This is a genomic window from Agrobacterium sp. 22-226-1, from assembly GCF_053522345.1.
This window is the reverse complement of record NZ_JBNWCP010000005.1, coordinates 1-19,637: the sequence shown is the minus strand read 5'-3', so window position 1 is coordinate 19,637 and position 19,637 is coordinate 1. Positions and strand designations below refer to the sequence as shown.

At 59.4% G+C, this 19,637-nt stretch carries 18 protein-coding genes; 6 read left to right on the top strand and 12 right to left on the bottom strand.

The window, feature by feature from the left end; genetic code table 11:
• Positions 1-2: 2 nt before the first annotated feature.
• From ACQZ5K_RS10325 to ACQZ5K_RS10315, 3 genes are all read left to right on the top strand, one after another.
• Complete coding sequence (locus ACQZ5K_RS10325; RefSeq protein ID WP_448740288.1) at positions 3-776, top strand: thiazole synthase; 774 nt, start codon at positions 3-5, stop codon at positions 774-776.
• Between the two features lie 88 nt (positions 777-864).
• The gene (locus ACQZ5K_RS10320; RefSeq protein ID WP_448740287.1) at positions 865-1,869 is read left to right on the top strand and encodes a P1 family peptidase; all 1,005 of its coding nucleotides are present in this window, start codon (positions 865-867) and stop codon (positions 1,867-1,869) included.
• Between the two features lie 3 nt (positions 1,870-1,872).
• The gene (locus ACQZ5K_RS10315) at positions 1,873-2,268 is read left to right on the top strand and encodes a winged helix-turn-helix domain-containing protein (protein WP_174023380.1); all 396 of its coding nucleotides are present in this window, start codon (positions 1,873-1,875) and stop codon (positions 2,266-2,268) included.
• Here ACQZ5K_RS10315 and modC read toward each other — a convergent pair.
• From modC to ACQZ5K_RS10295, 4 genes are all read right to left on the bottom strand, one after another.
• Positions 2,237-3,313 (bottom strand): molybdenum ABC transporter ATP-binding protein, encoded by a 1,077-nt coding sequence (modC, locus tag ACQZ5K_RS10310; protein WP_448740286.1) that lies wholly within the window; start codon positions 3,311-3,313, stop codon positions 2,237-2,239. The genes ACQZ5K_RS10315 and modC overlap by 32 nt on opposite strands.
• A complete protein-coding gene (modB, locus tag ACQZ5K_RS10305; RefSeq protein ID WP_020813461.1) occupies positions 3,310-4,017 on the bottom strand; it encodes a molybdate ABC transporter permease subunit in 708 nt (235 codons plus the stop codon). The genes modC and modB overlap by 4 nt, the downstream gene beginning before the upstream one ends.
• A 53-nt stretch (positions 4,018-4,070) precedes the next feature.
• The gene (gene modA, locus ACQZ5K_RS10300; protein ID WP_448740285.1) at positions 4,071-4,862 is read right to left on the bottom strand and encodes a molybdate ABC transporter substrate-binding protein; all 792 of its coding nucleotides are present in this window, start codon (positions 4,860-4,862) and stop codon (positions 4,071-4,073) included.
• Positions 4,863-5,130: 268 nt separating this feature from the next.
• Positions 5,131-6,414, bottom strand: coding sequence for an NAD(P)/FAD-dependent oxidoreductase (locus ACQZ5K_RS10295; protein WP_448740284.1), 1,284 nt, complete (start codon positions 6,412-6,414; stop codon positions 5,131-5,133).
• A 130-nt stretch (positions 6,415-6,544) separates the two neighbouring features.
• Between ACQZ5K_RS10295 and ACQZ5K_RS10290 the strand changes: the two genes are divergently transcribed.
• Both ACQZ5K_RS10290 and ACQZ5K_RS10285 read left to right on the top strand, forming a co-directional pair.
• Positions 6,545-7,471, top strand: coding sequence for a LysR family transcriptional regulator (locus ACQZ5K_RS10290; protein ID WP_448740283.1), 927 nt, complete (start codon positions 6,545-6,547; stop codon positions 7,469-7,471).
• A 103-nt stretch (positions 7,472-7,574) separates the two neighbouring features.
• Positions 7,575-7,811, top strand: a complete 237-nt coding sequence (locus tag ACQZ5K_RS10285) for an Lrp/AsnC ligand binding domain-containing protein (RefSeq protein ID WP_003521320.1) — start codon at positions 7,575-7,577, stop codon at positions 7,809-7,811.
• 306 nt (positions 7,812-8,117) lie between these two features.
• Here ACQZ5K_RS10285 and ACQZ5K_RS10280 read toward each other — a convergent pair whose 3' ends face one another.
• From ACQZ5K_RS10280 to epmA, 3 genes are all read right to left on the bottom strand, one after another.
• Positions 8,118-8,309 carry a hypothetical protein gene (locus tag ACQZ5K_RS10280; protein WP_003492264.1) on the bottom strand — a complete coding sequence of 64 codons (192 nt, stop codon included), beginning with the start codon at positions 8,307-8,309 and terminating at the stop codon, positions 8,118-8,120.
• Between the two features lie 378 nt (positions 8,310-8,687).
• Positions 8,688-9,752 (bottom strand): lysine-2,3-aminomutase-like protein, encoded by a 1,065-nt coding sequence (locus ACQZ5K_RS10275; protein ID WP_448740282.1) that lies wholly within the window; start codon positions 9,750-9,752, stop codon positions 8,688-8,690.
• Positions 9,749-10,813, bottom strand: coding sequence for an EF-P lysine aminoacylase EpmA (gene epmA, locus ACQZ5K_RS10270; RefSeq protein WP_448740281.1), 1,065 nt, complete (start codon positions 10,811-10,813; stop codon positions 9,749-9,751). The genes ACQZ5K_RS10275 and epmA overlap by 4 nt, the downstream gene beginning before the upstream one ends.
• 251 nt (positions 10,814-11,064) lie before the next feature.
• Here epmA and efp point away from each other — a divergent pair, with 251 nt between their 5' ends.
• On the top strand, positions 11,065-11,634 hold the full coding sequence (efp, locus tag ACQZ5K_RS10265) for an elongation factor P (protein WP_003521324.1): 570 nt from the start codon (positions 11,065-11,067) through the stop codon (positions 11,632-11,634).
• Between the two features lie 112 nt (positions 11,635-11,746).
• Here efp and ACQZ5K_RS10260 read toward each other — a convergent pair whose 3' ends face one another.
• From ACQZ5K_RS10260 to ACQZ5K_RS10240, 5 genes are all read right to left on the bottom strand, one after another.
• The gene (locus tag ACQZ5K_RS10260) at positions 11,747-13,192 is read right to left on the bottom strand and encodes an efflux transporter outer membrane subunit (RefSeq protein WP_003521325.1); all 1,446 of its coding nucleotides are present in this window, start codon (positions 13,190-13,192) and stop codon (positions 11,747-11,749) included.
• 149 nt (positions 13,193-13,341) lie between these two features.
• Positions 13,342-16,431, bottom strand: a complete 3,090-nt coding sequence (locus ACQZ5K_RS10255; protein ID WP_035261240.1) for an efflux RND transporter permease subunit — start codon at positions 16,429-16,431, stop codon at positions 13,342-13,344.
• A gap of 53 nt (positions 16,432-16,484) precedes the next feature.
• Positions 16,485-17,687: an efflux RND transporter periplasmic adaptor subunit gene (locus tag ACQZ5K_RS10250; protein WP_065657016.1), complete on the bottom strand. Its 1,203-nt coding sequence runs from the start codon at positions 17,685-17,687 to the stop codon at positions 16,485-16,487.
• A 198-nt stretch (positions 17,688-17,885) separates the two neighbouring features.
• Positions 17,886-18,545: a TetR family transcriptional regulator gene (locus ACQZ5K_RS10245; protein ID WP_448740280.1), complete on the bottom strand. Its 660-nt coding sequence runs from the start codon at positions 18,543-18,545 to the stop codon at positions 17,886-17,888.
• Positions 18,546-18,547: 2 nt separating this feature from the next.
• The gene (locus ACQZ5K_RS10240; protein WP_448740279.1) at positions 18,548-19,498 is read right to left on the bottom strand and encodes a phosphoribosylaminoimidazolesuccinocarboxamide synthase; all 951 of its coding nucleotides are present in this window, start codon (positions 19,496-19,498) and stop codon (positions 18,548-18,550) included.
• Positions 19,499-19,637 lie beyond the last annotated feature (139 nt).

Below are 19,637 nucleotides of genomic sequence, written 5' to 3'. Positions count from 1 at the left end.
CCATGCTGACGCTTTATGGCCGCGAGGTCTCGTCTCGTCTCCTGCTCGGCACGGCGCGCTATCCGTCCCCCGCTGTGCTTGCCGATGCCGTGCGGGTGAGCAACACGGATATTCTGACGATTTCACTGCGCCGGGAAACGGCGGGTGGCAAGAAGGGCGGTCAGTTTTTTGAGCTTATCCGCGAGCTGGATCGCCAGATTCTGCCCAATACCGCCGGTTGCCACACGGTCAAGGAAGCGGTGCTGACGGCAAGGATGGCCCGCGAGGTTTTTAACACCGACTGGATCAAGCTGGAGGTCATCGGTCATCACGACACGCTGCAGCCTGATGTCTTCGCACTTGTCGAGGCGGCGAAAATCCTCTGCGACGATGGTTTCGAGGTCTTTCCCTATACGACCGACGATCTGGTCGTGGCCGAGAAGCTGCTGGAGGCAGGCTGCAGGGTGCTGATGCCCTGGTGCGCGCCAATCGGCAGCGCCATGGGACCGCTCAATCTGACGGCGCTGAAATCCATGCGGGCGCGTTTCCCGGATGTGCCGCTGATCGTCGATGCCGGTATCGGCCGCCCGTCGCATGCGGTCACGGTGATGGAGCTCGGTTACGATGCCGTTCTGCTCAACACGGCGGTGGCGGGCGCGGGAGACCCGGTCGGTATGGCGGAGGCTTTCGCTCGGGCGATAGAAGCCGGCCATCAGGCATATCTCTGCGGGCCGCTGGAGCCGAGGGACATGGCCGTTCCCTCGACGCCCGTGATCGGAACGGCTGTTTTTTCCTGATCACGGCCGTCGTCGACATCAGGCACCTCACGTTTTGCGTTGACAGTGCCTGATGGTGGCGGGATACCGGGAGAAAAAGGGAAACGGCATGGCGGCACTCACCAATCTTCTAACTGATATCGGCGGCGTTTCGGTCGGCAATGTCACCGATCTTGCCCTCGGCTCCGGTGTTACGGCGATTGTTTTCGAAAAGCCCGCCATCGCTTCCGGTTCTGTTTTGGGTGGTGCGCCGGGCGGGCGCGATACCGGCCTGCTCGACCCGACGATGACGGTGGAAACGGTAGATGCCTTCGTGCTGTCAGGCGGTTCTGCCTTGGGGCTGGATGCGGCGGGCGGCGTTCAGGCCGGGCTGCGCGAAATCGGACGCGGCCTGCAGGTGGGTTCCACCCGCGTTCCCATCGTGCCGCAGGCGATCCTGATGGATCTGCTGAATGGCGGCGACAAGGATTGGGGGCTGCATTCGCCCTATCGCGAGATGGGATACGCGGCCTTCAAGGCGGCGCGTGCGACGCCCTTTGAGCTTGGAACGGTCGGTGCGGGAACGGGGGCGACGACCGCCACCTTCAAGGGCGGGCTCGGTTCGGCAAGTGCTGTCAGTTCCGGCGGTTATAAAGTGGGGGCCATCGTTGCCGTCAATGCGCTCGGCTCGGCAACCGTTGGAACGAGCCGCCATTTCTGGTCCGCGCCGTTTGAAGTGCAGGGTGAATACGGCGATTGCGGTTTTCCCGATCGTTTCGAGCCGGATCATACCGCGCTGCGACTCAAGGGGGTCAATCTCACGGCAACGACCATCGGTGCGGTGGTGACGGATGCCGTACTCACCAAGGCGCAGGCGCATCGCCTTTCCATCATGGCGCATGACGGGCTGGCGCGTGCCGTTCTGCCCGCCCATCTGCCAAGCGACGGCGACACCATGTTCGCGGCCTCGACCGGTGAAAAGCCGCTTGAGGGCGGCGTTCATTTCGCCGAGCTCTGCCATCTGGCGACCATGGTGATGGCGCGCGCGGTCGCGCGTGGCGTCTATGAGGCGACGGCCTTACCGGTGGACGGAGCGCAAAAGGCCTATCGCGATCTTCATGGACGGAGCCTTTGAACGATGAGTGAGGCCCCTTCTCCACTGAAGCCTGTTCTTCGTATCGACTTTCCACCCGGGGAACGTCTCGGTCATGGCAAGATCGAATTGATGGAGTTGATTGTCGAGACCGGCTCCATCTCCGCCGCCGGGCGGGCGATGGACATGTCCTATCGCCGCGCATGGCTGCTGGTGGATGCACTGAACCATATGTTCAGGCAACCGGTCATTGAATCGCAGCGCGGCGGCAAACAGGGCGGAGGTGCGGCGCTGACCGCTTTCGGCACTGAGGTGCTGGAGCGTTATCGCGGCATGGAAAAACGGATGAACGAGGCCTTGCGCGCGGATATCGACTGGCTGGAGGCCAACCGCAATCCCGACGCGGCTCTCAATAGGGATCGAGAGCCGCCGACTTTATGATCGCGTGCACCGGTTTTCCGGGTTCCAGTTGTAGCCTTTCGCGTGACAGATCGGTGATGCGCGACTGGATGATGTCGCCGCCGCAATCCACATGAACCGTGACCATGCCGTCTTCGCTGACAGAAACAGTCGCGACATGGCCCGCGAGAATGTTGAGCGCGCTTAAGCCTTCGGGCTTTACGGTTGCCAGCATCACATCGCGCGCCGGTATGAGCACCCGTGCCGGGCTGCCGGCCACTCCCCTTTTTGCCGGCACATGCAGCAGCATGGTCTTCAGCGTTACGGCGGCAAGGCCATGCCGCTCATCAAAGCTTTCAATGTGGCCGGAAAGAATGCTGCCCGCTTCGCGTCGTTCGAGATGCGTGCTGAAATCCGGTCTGGAAAGCACGTCGGCCGCTTTTCTCTGCGCCTCCACCTTGCCGTCCTTCATTACCACGATGCGGTCGGCGAGGCGGGCGACCTCCTGAATAGAATGGCTGACATAAACGATCGGTATTTTCGTCTCGTCGCGCAGCCGTTCGAGATAGGGAATGATCTCTGCTTTTCGCTCCTCGTCGAGCGAGGCGAGGGGCTCGTCCATCAACAACAGGCGAGGCGATGACAGAAGCGCGCGGCCAATCGCGACACGCTGTTTTTCGCCGCCGGAAAGCTTGTCCGGCCGGCGCTGCAGGAGATGGCCGATGCCGAGCATGTCGACGATGCGGTCTTCATTCGCGTTCCCGGTTTTGTTCACGGCGAACCAGCGGCCGTAATGCAGGTTCTGCGCCACGCTGAGATGCGGGAAGAGCCGCGCTTCCTGAAAAACATAACCGAAGCGGCGTTTATGAGCCGGCAGGAACAGTCGTGTTCCGCTATCGGCCAGCGCTTCGCCATCGAGCAAAACCTGTCCCTCATCCGGCCGCAACAGGCCTGCTATGATGCGGATCATCGAGGTTTTGCCGGAGCCGGAGCGTCCGAACAGCGCGGTGACGCCGCCTTCGGAGGTGAATGACGCATCGAGTTCGAAAGAACCGAGGCGATGGCGGGTGGCGACCGAAAGCGTCATTCCATGCTCACCCGTTTGCCGACGATGCGGGCCAGAAACTCCGAGACGAGCAAAGCGAGCATGGAAATCACGACGGAGACAATGGTTAGCCGCAACGCACCGGCATCGCCGCCCGGAACCTGGGTGAAGGTATAGATGGCGGCGGACAAAGTCTGGGTCTCGCCGGGAATATTGGACACGAAGGTGATGGTCGCGCCGAATTCGCCCATGGCCTTTGCGAAAGCCAGGATCATGCCGGCGATGATGCCGGGCAATGTCAGGGGAAGCGTAACGGTGAGGAACACCCAGAACGGGCTTGCCCCCAATGTTCCCGCCGCCTCTTCCAGCTTGCGGTCCACCGCTTCTATGGAGAGACGGATGGAACGCACCATCAGCGGAAAGGCCATGACGGCACAGGCGAGTGCCGCCCCGGTCCAGCGGAAGGAAAAGACGATGCCGAACCAGCTATCGAGAAATTGCCCGATCGCGCCCCTGCGGCCGAACAGGACGAGCAGCAGAAAGCCGGTGACGACGGGCGGCAGGATGAGCGGCAGGTGGACGATGCCATTGAGGAGAGACTTGCCCCAGAAGCGACCGCGCGCCAGCGCCACGGCGACCAGAATGCCGAAAGGCAGGCTGGCAAGCATGGCGATGGACGACACCCACAGGCTGAGCCTGATCGCCGTCCATTCTTCAGGGCTGAGTGTCCACCAATGCAATGCCATATCCTGCAATCGTCATCTCTCGCAGCCCATAGGTTGGGGCCACGAAAGGCAGTTTATTTCAAAACGGTAAAGCCTTGCTTTTCGAAGAAGGGCGTTGCCTTGGCCGATTTCAGGAAATCCAGATAGGCTTTTGCTGCCGGGGACCTGGCTTCCGAAAGAATGGCCACCGGGTAGATGATCGGCGGATGGCTGTCTTCCGGGAAGGTGCCGACGATCTTCACACCCGGATCGGCGGCGGCGTCGGTCTGGTAGACGATGCCATAGGGTGCTTCGCCGCGCGAGACGAGCAGCAGGGCGGCACGCACGCTCTCCGCGCCGGCGACCTTCTGTTCGACGGAGGACCAGACCCCGAGCTTTTCCAGAGCGGCCTTGCCGTATTTGCCCGCCGGCACGGAATCGACCGCACCCATGGCCAGACGGCCATCGCCCACCAGAGCGGCAAGATCGAAGCCCTGCTTGATCTCGACCGGCTTTGCCTTGTCTGCGGGAGCGACGAGAACGATGCGGTTGCCGAGAAGATTGGAGCGGCTGTCAGCGTTGATCAGCTTCTTTTCGGCGACATAGTCCATCCATGCAAGGTCGGCCGAAATGAAGATATCCGCTGGCGCGCCCTGCTCGATCTGCTTGGCGAGCGCCGAGCTTGCGGCATAAGAAACAGTTGCTTCGTTACCGCTTTCCTTCGCCCATTCGGCGTTGAGAGCATCGAGCGCGTTTTTCATGCTTGCGGCAGCAAACACCGTGACTTTTTCGGCTGCATGGGCCGGAACGGCTGCGAATGAGGCCGCCATCCAGAAGGATGTGGCTGCGGCAATGGCTTTGAAGAAGCTGCGACGCAAAAGTCTCATGGTCTGTTACCCCCGGTTCGAGATATTCTGATGAATATATCGATAGGCCTATAGGGCAATCATTATATTTTCAAGGATATATCGATGGGATGGGGAAAAGAGGCTGCCCGGATGTCTGTTTAGAGGGGTGGTTAAGCTCGAAAAGCTCTCCTCGTCATGCTCGGGCTTATCCCGCGCATCTGCAACGTCTCCATTTTATTGAATGTGATTAGATCCTTGGGACAAGCCCAAGGATGACGTCGTTCCCTTGAAGCGGCTCCGTGTCCGATCAAAAACGCTCGCCGGCGAAATGGGCGATCTGTGCGCCTGCCTCGTAATAGGCTTCCTTCACCGCCCGGAAAGACTGCGCTTTCGGCTCCGTCAAAGGCAGCGGCAATTCGGCTTCAGCAATCTCTCCGAGAATATGCTGCGCAATGACCTTGCCAAAGGCCGTGCCCGGCGCGATGCCGCGGCCGTTATAGCCTGCAAAGCCGACAACATTTTCAGCGAATTTGTGAAAGCGGGGCACGGCATTGTCCGTCATGCCGATTTGGCCGTACCATTCACATTCGAATTCCGTATCCCCGAGCTGCGGGAAAAGCCGCTTCAGCGAGCGCTTCGCCCAGGCACGATGAATGGCGGCTCCGGTGCCGCGCAGGGCGCCGACGCTGCCGAAGATCAGCCGGCCGGCTTTGTCCATGCGGAAGGATGAGAGAATCTCCTTCGTATCCCAGCAGCCTTCACGGCCGGGCAGGATGCTCTTTTGCAGATTGTCGCCGAGCGGTCTGGTCGCGAAATTGAAATAGGGCAGGTAGACCTGTTCATCGCGAACGATCTGCCACGGGCCGGTGCTATAGGCTTCGGTGGCCACAACGATCCAGTTGGCGATTACAGACCCTTGCGGCGTCTTCACCACCCATTTTCCGTTGCTGCGTTCGGTCGCTACCACGGGGCTTTCGGTGTGCAGGCGCACGCCCGCTTTCTGGGCGGCTGCGGCAAGGCCTCGAACATAGGCAAGCGGCTGTATCGTGCCGGCGCGTGTATCCAGAAGCGCACCGGAATAGCCCGTACTGCCGGTGCGTCTCGCTGTCTCTTCGGCATCGAGGATACGGACGGGGGCGCCTCTCGCCGCCCATTGTTCGCAGCGCTCACGGATTTCGGCGAGCCCTTTTTCTCCGACGGCACAATGGAGCGTGCCGTTTTTTTCGATCTCGCAGGGAATTGCGTGTTTTTCCACCAGTTCACGCACGAGAAGCGGGGCATTGCCCAGAAGGTCGAGAAGCCGCTCGCCGTAAACCTCGCCCAGCACGCCGGGCAGCTCTTTCGGCATGACCCACATGCCGCCATTGATGAGGCCGACATTGCGGCCTGCGCCGCCGAAGCCGATTTCCCTTGCTTCGAGAAGAACGACATCCACACCCCGTCCCGCAAGATGAAGGGCGGCGGACTGGCCGGTAAAACCACCTCCGACGACGACGATATCGGCAACCGCTGCGCCCTGCAAGGCGGGCGTTACGGGCGGCTGCGGCGCGGTCTGTTCCCAGAGGCCGTGCGAGCGGGGGTCATTATACATCGTTCCACCGTGTTCCGGGCCAGTTCATTTGTTCTTCGTATGAGTGACAAGCCCTTGTTTATAAGACTTTACAAGCGGTCTTGCCTGTTGAATATCGACATATCGTCAAGAGTTCATTCCGTGAGGGAATATGGTCCTGCCGCCACGCCGTTTTCTGCCGTCGCTGTCGCTGCTGGCGGCTTTCGAAGCCGCTTCCCGGACGGGCAGCGTCACCGCCGCTGCGAGGGAACTGGGGCTGACGCAGGGTGCGGTCAGCCGCCAAATCCTGGCGCTCGAAGAGCAGCTCGGCGTGGCGCTGTTCTTGCGTGAGCGGCAGACGATCCGGCTGACAAGGGCGGGGGAGGGCTATGCGCGGGAAATCCGCGAGGCCTTGCGGCGCATATCGACGGCCTCGCTCAACCTGCGCGCCAATCCGGATGGCGGCACGCTCAACCTCGGGGTTCTGCCGAGCTTCGGCACGCGCTGGCTCGTGCCGCGCCTTCCCGATTTCATCGCCAGACACCCCGGCGTTTCGGTCAATCTTCTGACGCGATCATCGCTGTTCGATTTCCGCACCGATACAGTCGATGCGGCCATCCATTTCGGATTGCCGCATTGGCCGGGCACCGAGCTGGTTTTCCTGATGCATGAAAAGGTCATTCCGGTATGCAGCCCCGCATTCAAGGCGCGACACGGGCTTTCAAGGCCGGGCGATCTGCTGCATGTCCCGTTGCTGCACATGACGACCCGGCCGGACGCCTGGGAGAAATGGTTTCGCAGTCATGGCGTCAGTTTCGATAATGTGCATGGCATGCTTTTCGATCAGTTCACGACGATTGCCGAGGCGGCGAGCGCCGGGGTTGGGGCGTCGCTCATTCCTTCTTTCATGATCGAGGAGGAGTTGCGAAGTGGTCGTCTGGTCGCGGCTGTTGCGGGGGAAGTGGAGAGCGAGGAAGCCTATTACCTCGCCTGCATGCCGGATCGCGCCGGTTATGCGCCGCTCGAAAGTTTTCGGCAGTGGATCGTTTCCGAGGCCGCAACCGGGGCGAACGGTGGGGTCGGGGAGTTTTCAGCGTAAACCGGTAAGCGGTCTTGCAAGACGGACGCCGCTCAGCCAATAGTGCGCCATGACGCGTGGCGCGAGCAGCCATGCACCGAAAGTTCAAATACGGGAGATGTCCGTGAAGCCCATTTTCGTTCAGCTTCAATGTGAGCCCGGCAAGACCTATGATGTCGCCGACGCCATCTATAAGACGGAACTGGTTTCCGAGCTTTATTCCACCAGCGGTGAATATGATCTGCTGCTGAAAATCTATCTGCCGCAGGAAGAAGATATCGGCAAGTTCATCAACCAGAACATCGTCAATATTCCGGGAATCGTGCGCTCGCTGACGACGCTGACCTTCACCGCGTTTTGATGCAGCCTATCTGACGATACATGCATGGCGGCGGGGTAAAGCCCGACGAGTGCCGTTTTGCAGGGCGCCATACGCCACTTTGATTCTGCTGGAATGCTTTCTGTCTGACGATGGGAAGCGGGTGGGGCGCTTCCGTGCTCTATTCTTCAGAGCGATTTGGCGATCTACGGCCGGCGCGATGCAGGCAGCCGGATTATCGTGCAAGACATGCAAGAGAAGAGCGCGCCATCGGGCCGCTGTTCGGGGTCCGATATTTGGCGCGCTCTGGTTTTGACGGTTCTGTGAGCGGGCGAAAGCTTTCCCGCATCAGGCGACCGCGGCCAGATTCCGGTTGCGCACGAGATCGCGGATCGCAATCCGCACGTCGTCGGCGCTGTCGAACTTCTGTTCGTCCAGGTCGTGAACGTGGAACTTCACCGCGATGAACTTCAACCGGTCATTATCCGGGATAACGATGCCGACGGGCTCGCCAGCGAATTCAATAACTTGCTTCTGCATAGATATACTCCCGCTGTGGCTACTTCACACAGCATGTTGTCGAACTGATTTTCAGGAAATTGAGACCGTTAAGTCACATTCGACAGCAGCGGGAACACGTGGATTTAAATCCAGCGTTCCAGGACTCAAAACCAAGGATTGCGTTGATGTTGATATGTTTTGACATGACACACTCCCTGTATTGATGTTGGCCCGGAATCAGGAGACTTGTTCTCCAGTTCCACACTGATAATCCAGACCAGCACTAAAATCAATGCTGATTGTTATAGGTAGAATATTTTTCTTTATGATGACAGGAGAGGGGCGGAAATGTGAAATTTTTGTTTTCGTTGGCTGCCGCCGCGAAAAGCCCGCTATAGCAGGCTTTTTATGTATTTTTTAATCGTCGCCGGTGGCTGGCGGTGGGTAAATATGATCGTTTCCGTTGAAGTCGGAAACGGAATAACAGCCATCGCGGGTCTTTTCGGCCGCATTTCTGCCAATTGCCGCTTTGCCGTGGCCGCCAGGAATGTCGAGAACATAGGTCGGCTGGCAAAGGCCGGAGACATGCCCCCGCAAAGCGGAAACGATTCGCTGCCCCTCTTCTATCGTCAGCCGGAAATGGCTGGTGCCGGGCGCAAGATCGGGATGATGCAGGTAATAAGGCTTGATACGGGTCTCGACAAAGGCGCGCATCAACTCGGCAAGAACAGCCGGGTCGTCATTAACGCCTTTCAAAAGGACCGTCTGGCTGACCATGGCGATGCCGGCATCGATCAGGCGTGCCGAAGCCTGTCTTGCGGCTTCGCTGAGTTCTCGGGAATGATTCGCGTGCAGGGCCACATAGGTGGTTTTGCCGCTGGCCTTCAGCGCATTGATCAGCGCCGCGTCGATACGGTCGGGATCGACCACCGGCACGCGGGTATGGAAGCGGACAATCTTCACATGCGGTATGTCTTTCAGGCGCGTCATCAGGTCGGACAAGCGCCGTGGGGAAAGCACCAGCGGATCGCCACCAGTCAGGATGACCTCCCAGATGGCGGGATTGGCCTTTATATAGCCGAATGCGGCGTCGAGTTCCGCCGGGCTCATCATGCCGTTGCCCTGCGGTCCGACCATCTCCCGGCGGAAACAGAAGCGGCAATAAACGGGGCAGACATGCACTGCCTTTAAAAGCACCCGGTCGGGATAACGGTGGACGATGCCGTGGACGGGGCTGTGCGCGTCGTCGCCAATCGGATCGTCCCGTTCTTCAGGAAGATGAACGAGTTCGGCCGGATCAGGAACGAATTGTCGGGCGATGGGATCCTGCGGGTCGCGGCCGTCGATCAGCCCGGCAATCGATGGCGTGATGGCGAGCGCGTAAACTTGCGTCACCGCGCGCAGCGTCTCGAGCGCTTCGGCTTCGATAAGCCCCGCTTCGAGAAGTGCCTCGGCTGTCTTGATGGTCTCAAGCCCTGTCATCGTCCATATTCCGCGACTGGGGCCCACATGACGAGATCGATACGGGGCGCGCCGGTTGCCAGCATCACCAGCCGGTCGAAACCGAGCGCTATGCCGCTTGCCGATGGCATGATTGCCAGCGCGGACAGAAAATCCTCGTCCAGCGGATAGCTTTCGCCGTAAACCCGCTGCTTCTCGGTCATTTCCATTTCGAAACGTCGCCTCTGCTCGGTGGCGTCGGTCAATTCGCCGAAGGCGTTGGCGAGTTCAACGCCGCAGGCATATAGCTCGAAACGCTCCGCCACGCGCGCATCCTTGGGTGACTTGCGGGCAAGGGCCGCCTCACAGGTCGGATATTCGTCGAGAATTGTCGCCCTGCCGAAACCCAGCTCCGGCTCCACCCGCTCCACGATGACGCGGCTGAACATATCCACCCAGGTATCGTCATCGGCCACGCGGATGCCGGCATCGGTGAGGTTCGCTGCAAGATGGCGAGCGTCGGTTTCGCCGTTTCGGCTGATGGTGGCCAGCAGGTCGACGCCCGCATATCGCTCGAAGGCTTCGGCGACGCTTACCCGCTCCGGTTCGAGGAAGGGATCAACGTTGCGGCCGCGATAGGTGAAATTCTTCGTCTTTGTGGTTTCTGCTGCCAGCGCCAGAAGATTGGCGCTGTCCTTCATCAGGCTCTCATAGGTTTCGCCGACCCGGTACCATTCCAGCATCGTGAATTCCGGATGATGCAGGGGGCCTCGTTCCCGGTTTCTGTAAACATGGGCAAAACAGGTGATGCGTTTTTCGCCGGCGGCGAGCAGCTTCTTGCAGGCGAATTCAGGCGAGGTGTGCAGATAAAGCGGCACGGCGTCGCCGGCCGGCGTCAGGCCCTGTGTAGAGAAAGCATGCAGATGCGCCTCATTGCCGGGGGAAATCTGCAATGTCGCCGTGTCGACCTCGAGAAAATCGGCGCTGGCGAAATAGCCGCGAAAAGCCGACTGGATCGCATTGCGCCCAATGAGAAACGCGCGGCGGTCGGCGTGGACGTCCGGCGTCCACCATGGCGACATTGTTTCGTTGCTTGCGCGCATTCTCTGTTCTTTTCCGTCTTCTCTGCGGCGCCCAATTGCGGATAAACGGCCCGCAAAACGCCTGATCGCGTCATTTAAAGCTATTCCGGGCGGAAAACCGCTAGGCACTCTTCCGCGAATTGCTGTAGAAGGCTGGCAATTCGTGCGGATTTAAGGTAGTTGCGCCCCAGAAAAAAGACAAAACGTCTGCCGGGGCCGGTGCTGCCGCGCAGTCCTTTACGACGCATTTCATCGAGTTACAAGGAAGTCATATGGTCAAGGTTATCGCCTCATCCGTCCGCAAGGGCAATGTTCTCGACGTGGACGGCAAGCTTTACGTCGTTCTTACCGCGCAGAACTTTCACCCCGGCAAGGGCACGCCGGTCACGCAGGTGGACATGCGCCGCATCGTTGACGGCGTGAAGGTCTCCGAGCGCTGGCGCACCACCGAGCAGGTCGAGCGCGCTTTCGTTGAAGACCTGAACTTCCAGTTCCTTTATGAAGATGGCGAAGGCTTCCACTTCATGAACCCGGAGAACTACGATCAGGTTGTGGTCGACACTGAGACGATGGGCGATCAGAAGGCCTACCTGCAGGAAGGCATGACCTGCATTCTTTCCATTCATGAAGGCAATCCGCTGGCCGTCGAACTGCCGCGCCACGTCACGCTGGAAATCACCGAGACCGAACCGGTCGTTAAGGGCCAGACGGCTTCTTCTTCCTACAAGCCGGCCATTCTTTCCAACGGCATCCGCACCATGGTGCCGCCGCATATCGATGCCGGTATCCGCGTGGTAATCGCGACGGAAGACAATTCCTACGTCGAGCGCGCCAAGAACTGAGCCTGACGGCTAGTTAGACAAAAGCACCGGGAGACCGGTGCTTTTTTTGTGTCATTAACAATAAAAAAGCCCGCGTCGAGACGCGGGCTTTTTCTTTGCCTTGCGGCGTATCTTACATGGCCTTTGCCGCGGTCCGGGTCGGGCCGGGCGCCTTCTTCGGAGCCGTGGTCTGGCCAACGGCATAACCGCCGCCAAGCGCTACGTTCAGCGAGACGTAGTCCTGCGCGGTCTGCTGTACAGCCTGTGCAAGGCTTGCCTGTGCGGTGGAAACCTGGCGCTGCGCATCGAGAACGTCGAGCAGCGAGGAGGCACCGTCGCGGTAGCTGGCCGTCGAAAGCTGCAATGCTTCCTGATAGGACGCCACGGTCTTGCGCAATGCATCGGCCGTGCGCTGATCGCGGGTGACGGCGGCCAGAGCGTTTTCGACTTCTTCCACAGCGGTCAGCACCGTCTGCTTCCAGACGAGATATTCTTCACGCGCCTGGGAATTGGCCAGATCGATATTGGCGCGGATGCTGCCGCCATCGAGAATCGGCAGAACGAGGCTCGGACCGAAGGACCAGCTATTGGCCGTTCCCCTGCCGCCACCGCTCAGGAAATTGTAGCTTGGCGTGATCGATCCGCCGAGCTCGATGCTGGGATAGAGCTGCGCTTCCGCGACACCGATTGAGGCAACTGCGGCGGCGAGATTGCGTTCGGCGACACGAATGTCCGGACGGTTGCGGATGAGATCGGCCGGAATGCCGGTGCGCGGAATGCTGCGGGCAACCGGCTGGCGTGCGCCCTTCTGCAATTCGGAAATCAGAGATGAGGCCGGCAGGCCGAGAAGCGTGGCGATGCGATGCGCCGCCTTGCGGAAGTTGGTTTCGAGGCCCGGAATGTCGGACAGCGTCGAGTTCACCAGACCTTCGGACTGGACGACATCGAGACGGGAAGCCGCGCCCGCTTCAAGCTGCAGCTTGGTGAGGTCCAGCGTTTCGCGGCGGGAAGCCAGGTTCTGACGGGCAATCGCCAGGCGCTCCTGATAATAACGCACATCGATATAGGCTGCTGCGACCGAGGAAATCAGCGTCAGGCGCTGAACATCGACGGTGGAGTAAGCGGCATCGAGCGATGCATTGGCGCTTTCCGTGGCGCGGCGATAGCGGCCGAAGAGGTCAAGCAGCCAGGAGACGCTGAGACCGCCCGACGATACGTTGGTGACGGGAACATCACGGTAGCTACCCTTGGTCTCGCTGGTCGTGTGGCTGCCGTTTGCCGTCAGGCTCGGCAGACCGCCCGCGCCGGCCGAGATAACCTGGGCTTCCGCCTGATTGATGCGCTCGATCGCCTGCATCACGGTCAGGTTCTGGCTGAGGCCAGTCGAAACGTAACCATTGAGGCGGCTATCGTTAAAGGCTGTCCACCACGCAACGCTGCTGATGTCGCCATTACTGGTTTTTCCGGCTTCCGCAAACTTTCCCGGCAATTGAATTTCCGGGGTCTTGTGGTCGGGCCCGACAACACAGCCTGAGAGCAGCAGCATTGTCAGGGGAAGAGTAGCGCGAATAGACAGCATGTAATTTTCCCAATTCTCTGGTTGGCTTACCGAGCGCGGCTTGCTGACAAATGGGCTGCGCGGTCGATATGCCGTAGAAACGTGCATTTGCCAAATCGGCAACATTTCTAGCAGCGTATTAACGGTTGGCACAGCCCATTTTTGTTTTGTTAACGCCTTGAAAGGCGACGAATGATGACGAAAAAGGACGGAACGAAGAAAATTCCGAGCAGTGTTGCAGAAAGCATACCACCCAGCACCCCGATACCAATTGCATTTTGTGCGGCGGAACCCGCTCCGGTTGCGATTGCGAGAGGCACGACGCCGAGGATGAAGGCCAGCGACGTCATGATGATCGGACGCAGGCGCAGCTTCGCCGCTTCCAGTGTCGCTTCCATCAGGCTTAGTCCATGCTCCTGTCTTTCCTTGGCGAATTCGACGATCAGAATCGCGTTTTTCGCCGCAAGGCCGATGGTCGTCAGCAGGCCCACCTTGAAGTAGACGTCGTTCGATTGGCCGAAGAAATGCGCCGCAGTCAGAGCGCCGAGGACGCCCACCGGCACGGCCATGATGACCGAGAAGGGGATCGACCAGCTTTCATAAAGGGCGGCAAGGCAAAGGAAGACGATCAGCACCGAGAGCGCATAGAGCATCGGCGCCTGCGAGCCGGAAAGGCGTTCCTGATAGGAAATGCCCTGCCATGCCACCGTGTAACCGCCCGGCAGGCTCGCCGTCAGGCGTTCCATCTCGTCCATGGCGTCACCGGATGCAACGCCCGCACCGGCGGTGCCTTCGAGCGAGATAGCGCCCGTGCCGTTGAAGCGGGCGAGAGACGGCGGAGCATTGATCCATTTTACTTCGCTGAAGGAAGAGAAAGGCACCATTTCGCCGCTGGTGTTGCGGGCATACCAGAACTTGAGATCGTCCGGCTGCATGCGATAGGGCGCATCACCCTGAACATAGACGGGCTTGAGCTCGCCGTTCAGCGTGAAGTCGTTGACATCCCGGCCGGCAAAGATCGTCGACAGCATGAGGTTCACGGAGGAGAGATCGACGCCCATGGCTCCCATCTTTTCCTGATCGAGAATGATCTTCATCTGCGTTTCATTGTCCTGACTGTCGCTTCTGAGCGAGCTGACCTTCGGATTGCTGGTCGCCAGCGCGATCAGCTCCTTGGACGTGGCGGTCAGTGCCTCGGTGCCGTTACGGCCGCTATCCACGAGATACATCGAGAAACCGCTCGATGTGCCCATGCCCTGAATTGCCGGCGGCAGAAGCGGAAACACCTGAGCGTCGCGGAAACCGAAGAAGGTGCCCATCGCGCGCTGCACGATGGCGCCGGCGTGTTGGTCGGGGGCCGTTCTCTCGGCGAAATCCTTGAGCTTGGTGAAGACGATGGCGTTGTTCTGGCCCGAACCGCTGAAGCTGAAGCCGAGAACGCCGAAAACCGATTCGACATTGGCGGCTTCCTTTTCACGGAAGTAGCTTTCGACCTGCTTCACCACTTCGTTGGTCCGTTCGATGTTCGAACCGGTCGGCGTCTGGATGATCGTCAGCAGCACGCCCTGATCTTCCTGCGGCAGGAACGAGCTGGGCAGCTTGCTGAAGAACCAGGCGCAGCCGCCGATCACGATCGCGAAAATAATCATCACGCGCAGGGGCCGCTTCAGCAGATAACCGATGGAGGAAACATAACCATCCGTCGTCTTGCCAAAGCCGCGGTTGAACCACGCGCCCGGTCCGCGCTGCTTCTTGTGATGGTCGATCGGCTTCAGCATCGTGGCGCAGAGCGCCGGCGTCAGAACGATGGCGACCACCGCCGAAAGCAGCATGGCCGAAACGATGGTGACCGAGAACTGGCGGTAGATGATACCCGTCGATCCACCGAAGAAGGCCATCGGAATGAACACGGCGGTGAGCACGAGCGCGATGCCAATGATCGCACCTGTGATCTCGCCCATCGATTTTTCAGTCGCTTCGACGGGCGACAAGCCCTCTTCCGACATGATTCGTTCGACGTTTTCGACAACGACGATAGCGTCGTCAACGAGAAGGCCGATGGCCAGAACCATGGCGAACATGGTGAGCGTATTGATGGAATATCCTGTCAGCGCAAGGACGCCGAACGTGCCGAGAAGCACGACGGGAACCGCGATCATCGGAATGAAGGTGGCTCTGAGGTTTTGCAGGAACACCAGCAGCACGACAAAGACAAGGATGATCGCCTCGATCAGCGTGTGTACCACTTTCTCGATCGACAGCTTCACGAAGGGTGTCGTGTCATAGGGATATTCGATCGAAACCCCCTCGGGGAGCGAACCTTCGACAGCGGAAAGCGCCGACTTTACGCGCGCTGCCGTATCGAGCGCATTGGCACCTGTGGCGAGGTTGACCGCAAAACCGGCAGAGGGACGGCCGTTCGAACGGGAATCGCCGCCATAGGTTTCCTGGCCGATTTCAATGCGGGCCACGTCGCTCAGGCGAACGGTTGCGCCGTCCTTCTCGACTTTCAGGATGACCGATTCGAAATCGGCGACGGTGGTGAGCTGGCTCTGCGCCGTCACCGTCACGTTGAGCTGCTGACCTTTGACGGCGGGCACCGCGCCAAGCGAACCGACCGAAACCTGGGTGTTCTGGCTTTCGATGGCGCTGGTCACGTCGGCCGTAGTCAGCTGGTATTTATTGAGCTTGAACGGATCCAGCCAGATGCGCATCGCATATTCGGAACCGAAGACGTTGATACTGCCCACGCCTTCGAGGCGCTTGATCTGGTCTTCGACACGAGAGGAGAAGACATCGCCGAGATCGGCGGAGTTGCGCTTGCCATCGGTCGAGATCAGTGCGCCAACCATCAGAATACTGGATGTGGATCGACTGACCTGAAGACCCTGCTGCTGCACGGTGTCGGGCAGTTGCGACTGAACAAGCTGCAGCTTGTTCTGCACCTGAACCTGCGCGATGTCCGGCAGGATGGTATTGCCGAAGGTCAGCGTCACTTCGGCGCTGCCGGTTGAGGACGACGATGTCATATAGGTGAGGTCATCAAGGCCGGTCATGCCGTCCTCGATAATGGTCGTCACCGATTTTTCGACTGTCTCGGCGCTCGCGCCATTATAGGTCGCGCTGACGCGTACCGTCGTCGGTGCGATATCGGGATATTGCGAAATGGAAAGCGTCCAGATCGCAAGGGCGCCGCCCAGCATGATGACGATGGCGATAACCCATGCAAACACGGGGCGCCGGATGAAGAAATGGGCCATGGCAGTCCTGCCTTACCTTTTACGAGCTTCGACCGAGGGTTTCGTGCTCATGCTTATTTCGAGGGGGCGGCGGCAGGCTGAGCTTGCTGCGGCATAACGACGATACCGCGATCGTCGATGGTCACTTCAACCGGTGCGACCGTCGCACCGTCGGCAATCCACTGGAAGCCGTCGACGATGAGCTTGTCGCCATCCTTGACGTTCTCAGTTACCAGCCAGGCATTGCCCGACTGCTGGCTGGACGGGAAGGTGCGGGTTTCCACCTTGTTTTCCGCCGTCACGAATTTCGCTGTCAGTTCGCCATTGGCGTTCCGGCTCGCGGCGCGCTGCGGAATGCGGAAGCCTTTTTCCTTGCCGATGGTCAGCGTGGCGCGGACATAGGTACCGGGAAGCAGAAGATCGTCCGGGTTTTCGAAGAGGGCGCGGATGGAGAAGGTGCCCGTGGTTTCGCTCACGGCCATGTCCGACATGTCGATCTTGCCGTCATGCTTGTATTCCGTGCCGTCTTCCAGCGTCAGGTGAATGCCGGTTTCCTTCGTGTCGCCGCCGAGCTGGCCCGACGAGATCGCCTTTTTCAGACGCAGGAGATTGATGCTGGATTCCATCAGGTCGATATAGATCGGATCGATGCGGCGCAGCGTCGTCAAAGCCGTCGTCTGGTTGGCTGTCACCACGTTGCCGATGCTGAAAGCGGTTGCGCTGGTGATGCCGTCGAAGGGGGCGCGGACCTTGGTGAGATCGAGGTTGATTTCCGCCGTTTCCAGCGCCGCCTTGGTCTGGGCCACATCGGCTTGCGCCTGCAGCAGCGTCACCTTGGCGTTTTCATATTCAATCTGCGTTGCGCCGCTGTTGACCAGCCGCTCGTAGCGGGCAAGGTTCGCCTGGGCGCTCGGAATGCTTGCTTCGGCCTTTGCCACGTTTGCCTTCGCCTGCGCTACTTCCGCCAGATAGGTATTGTCCTCAATCTGGTAGAGAATATCGCCCTGCTTGACCTCGCTGCCTTCCTTGAAGGGAATTTCGCGGATGATGCCGGTGACGCGCGGGCGGATTTCCGCTGTCTGGAACGCGCTGGCGCGGCCGGGCAGAACGGTGGTCAAGGGATATTCGCTGGTCTTCATCAGGATGATGCTGACCGGAGACGGCGGACGCTCGGCGCTCTGGGCGGCGTTCTGGCTACTCTCGCCGCCATCGCTGCAGCCCGCCAGAAGCGCGGTCACACACAGAGAAGCAAATAGGGGTAAAATACGTCGGCTCATTGTTCTTCCCTGCGTATCGGTCGCATTCAACTATAAGCGCAATGTCGCTCGGCGGATGCGCGTCCGGAAACAGACACGACAGGCGAAGGCCTTGGAAGGACCCGATTCGCTCATTCTGTCCGGACCGCCAAGCGCATAGAAGCGCAGGCTTTTGCGCTTCGCAAGCAATTGCGAGAAGGTGACGTAAATTGGGAATCGTCACTTAGCAAGCGGATTGCGCAATCCCGCGTCGATTAAATCGACGAGTTGATCGCAACGTGTTGCTAAATTGCCGATATCTTCCCGGGCAATGAGGACGGGATGAATCACGCTTGTCAGCGCGTGGAGCACGGTCTCCGCCAGGGGAGAAACCTCGGCCGGCTCGTAGATTCGCGCGTCGATACCGTCGCGGATAATGTCGGCGAGCAGGTTGGCGATGACGGCTTTATAATAGTCGCCGCACTTCATGTCCTGCTTGGCCGTCATCAGGATCATTTCGAATATGTAGGGATTGTCGTTTAGATCCTGGTGGTGCTGTTCCATCAGGGTGCGGGCGAGATGGCGCAGTCTCGAAAGCGGCGCGTGGCTTTTATCCAGCGGCTGGATGCCCCGTTCGAATACGCCGATCTGCTCGAAGGCGATCGCATCGACGAGCGCGTTCTTCGAGCTGAAATTCTTGAAGACGTTGGCGGGAGACATGCCGAGCGCCGCGGCGATATCGGCAATCGCCACAGCATTGAAACCACGTTCCCGGAAAAGCTCTTCTGCTTTGGCGAGAATGTCCCGCCGCGTTTCCTCGGCGGAACGGCGAGGCCGGCGCTTGACAGGACGGTCACTCTTCCTGTCGTCCTTTCTCGCCTGTTCGATCGTTTTGCTCACGGTCAGACTCCGGGGAAGAATGGCTCCAGGTTCCGGCGTATTCTTGCAAGCGGCGTCTCGCCACTATCGTCGGGAACGAAGCTTTGTCCGGTGATGCGCTCGTAAGCATCAACATAGACCTTCGAAGTCTGCAAGACGAGGTCCTGCGGAATTTCGGGAACGTCGTCCTTATAAGGGTCGCAGCGTTCGGCGACCCAGGCCCTCACGAAATCCTTGTCGAAGCTAGCCGGCCGTGTTCCGTTGAGGAAGCTTTCGTCATAACTGTCGGCCATCCAGTAGCGGCTGCTATCGGGCGTGTGGATCTCGTCGGCCAGGATGATGGTGCCGTTTTCATCCGTCCCGAATTCATATTTCGTATCGACGAGAATGAGGCCCTGCTTTGCGGCAATTTCCTGCCCGCGCTTGAACAGCGCCAGCGCGTAACGGGAAAGCGTGTCCCATTGCTCCTGCGTCAGCAGTTTCTTTTCCACGATCTCGGCCGGTGTCAGCGGCTCGTCATGACCGCCATCGAAGGCCTTGCTTGTCGGCGTGATCACCGGTTCGGGCAGAATCTGGTTGTCCTTCATCCCGTCGGGCAGGCTCATGCCGTACATCTGCCGCTCGCCCTTCTTATAAAGGGTCAGGATGGACGTGCCGGTGGTGCCGGCAAGATAACCGCGAACCACCACCTCGACCGGCAATATGTCCAGCCGCTTGCCGATGACGACATTGGGGTCGGGATAGCTCACGACGTGGTTCGGACAAATATCCTTCGTTTGTTCGAACCAGTAGCGTGCCGTCTGGGTCAGTACCTGTCCCTTATAAGGTATGCAGGTGAGGATACGATCAAAGGCGCTAAGGCGATCGGTCGATATGATGATGCGGTTGCCGTCGGGCAGATCGTAGTTTTCCCGCACCTTGCCACGGTAATAATTCGGCAGCTCGGAAATGACGGCTTCATCGAGAATGCGCACGGGCTCTCCAATTCTTGGCTTTATAAAGAGGCGTTAGACGCCTCAAGTCTTCTGAAACTCTCGTCCGTTCCTATTGCATGTTTCCTGGAACAGGGCCAGTCGCGACATGAAGGCTGCCTTTTTCTCCGGTTCCCGTTAG

What these genes read in the sequence shown, in the direction of transcription:
- epmA (WP_448740281.1), bottom strand. Translation starts at nt 10,813, where the DNA reads ATGCGCGCAAGCAACGAAACAATGTCGCCATGGTGGACGCCGGACGTC.
- ACQZ5K_RS10320 (WP_448740287.1), top strand. Translation starts at nt 865, where the DNA reads ATGGCGGCACTCACCAATCTTCTAACTGATATCGGCGGCGTTTCGGTC.
- ACQZ5K_RS10295 (WP_448740284.1), bottom strand. Translation starts at nt 6,414, where the DNA reads ATGTATAATGACCCCCGCTCGCACGGCCTCTGGGAACAGACCGCGCCG.
- modA (WP_448740285.1), bottom strand. Translation starts at nt 4,862, where the DNA reads ATGAGACTTTTGCGTCGCAGCTTCTTCAAAGCCATTGCCGCAGCCACA.
- ACQZ5K_RS10280 (WP_003492264.1), bottom strand. Translation starts at nt 8,309, where the DNA reads ATGCAGAAGCAAGTTATTGAATTCGCTGGCGAGCCCGTCGGCATCGTT.
- efp (WP_003521324.1), top strand. Translation starts at nt 11,065, where the DNA reads ATGGTCAAGGTTATCGCCTCATCCGTCCGCAAGGGCAATGTTCTCGAC.
- ACQZ5K_RS10250 (WP_065657016.1), bottom strand. Translation starts at nt 17,687, where the DNA reads ATGAGCCGACGTATTTTACCCCTATTTGCTTCTCTGTGTGTGACCGCG.
- ACQZ5K_RS10290 (WP_448740283.1), top strand. Translation starts at nt 6,545, where the DNA reads ATGGTCCTGCCGCCACGCCGTTTTCTGCCGTCGCTGTCGCTGCTGGCG.
- ACQZ5K_RS10255 (WP_035261240.1), bottom strand. Translation starts at nt 16,431, where the DNA reads ATGGCCCATTTCTTCATCCGGCGCCCCGTGTTTGCATGGGTTATCGCC.
- ACQZ5K_RS10260 (WP_003521325.1), bottom strand. Translation starts at nt 13,192, where the DNA reads ATGCTGTCTATTCGCGCTACTCTTCCCCTGACAATGCTGCTGCTCTCA.
- ACQZ5K_RS10325 (WP_448740288.1), top strand. Translation starts at nt 3, where the DNA reads ATGCTGACGCTTTATGGCCGCGAGGTCTCGTCTCGTCTCCTGCTCGGC.
- modC (WP_448740286.1), bottom strand. Translation starts at nt 3,313, where the DNA reads ATGACGCTTTCGGTCGCCACCCGCCATCGCCTCGGTTCTTTCGAACTC.
- modB (WP_020813461.1), bottom strand. Translation starts at nt 4,017, where the DNA reads ATGGCATTGCATTGGTGGACACTCAGCCCTGAAGAATGGACGGCGATC.
- ACQZ5K_RS10315 (WP_174023380.1), top strand. Translation starts at nt 1,873, where the DNA reads ATGAGTGAGGCCCCTTCTCCACTGAAGCCTGTTCTTCGTATCGACTTT.
- ACQZ5K_RS10275 (WP_448740282.1), bottom strand. Translation starts at nt 9,752, where the DNA reads ATGACAGGGCTTGAGACCATCAAGACAGCCGAGGCACTTCTCGAAGCG.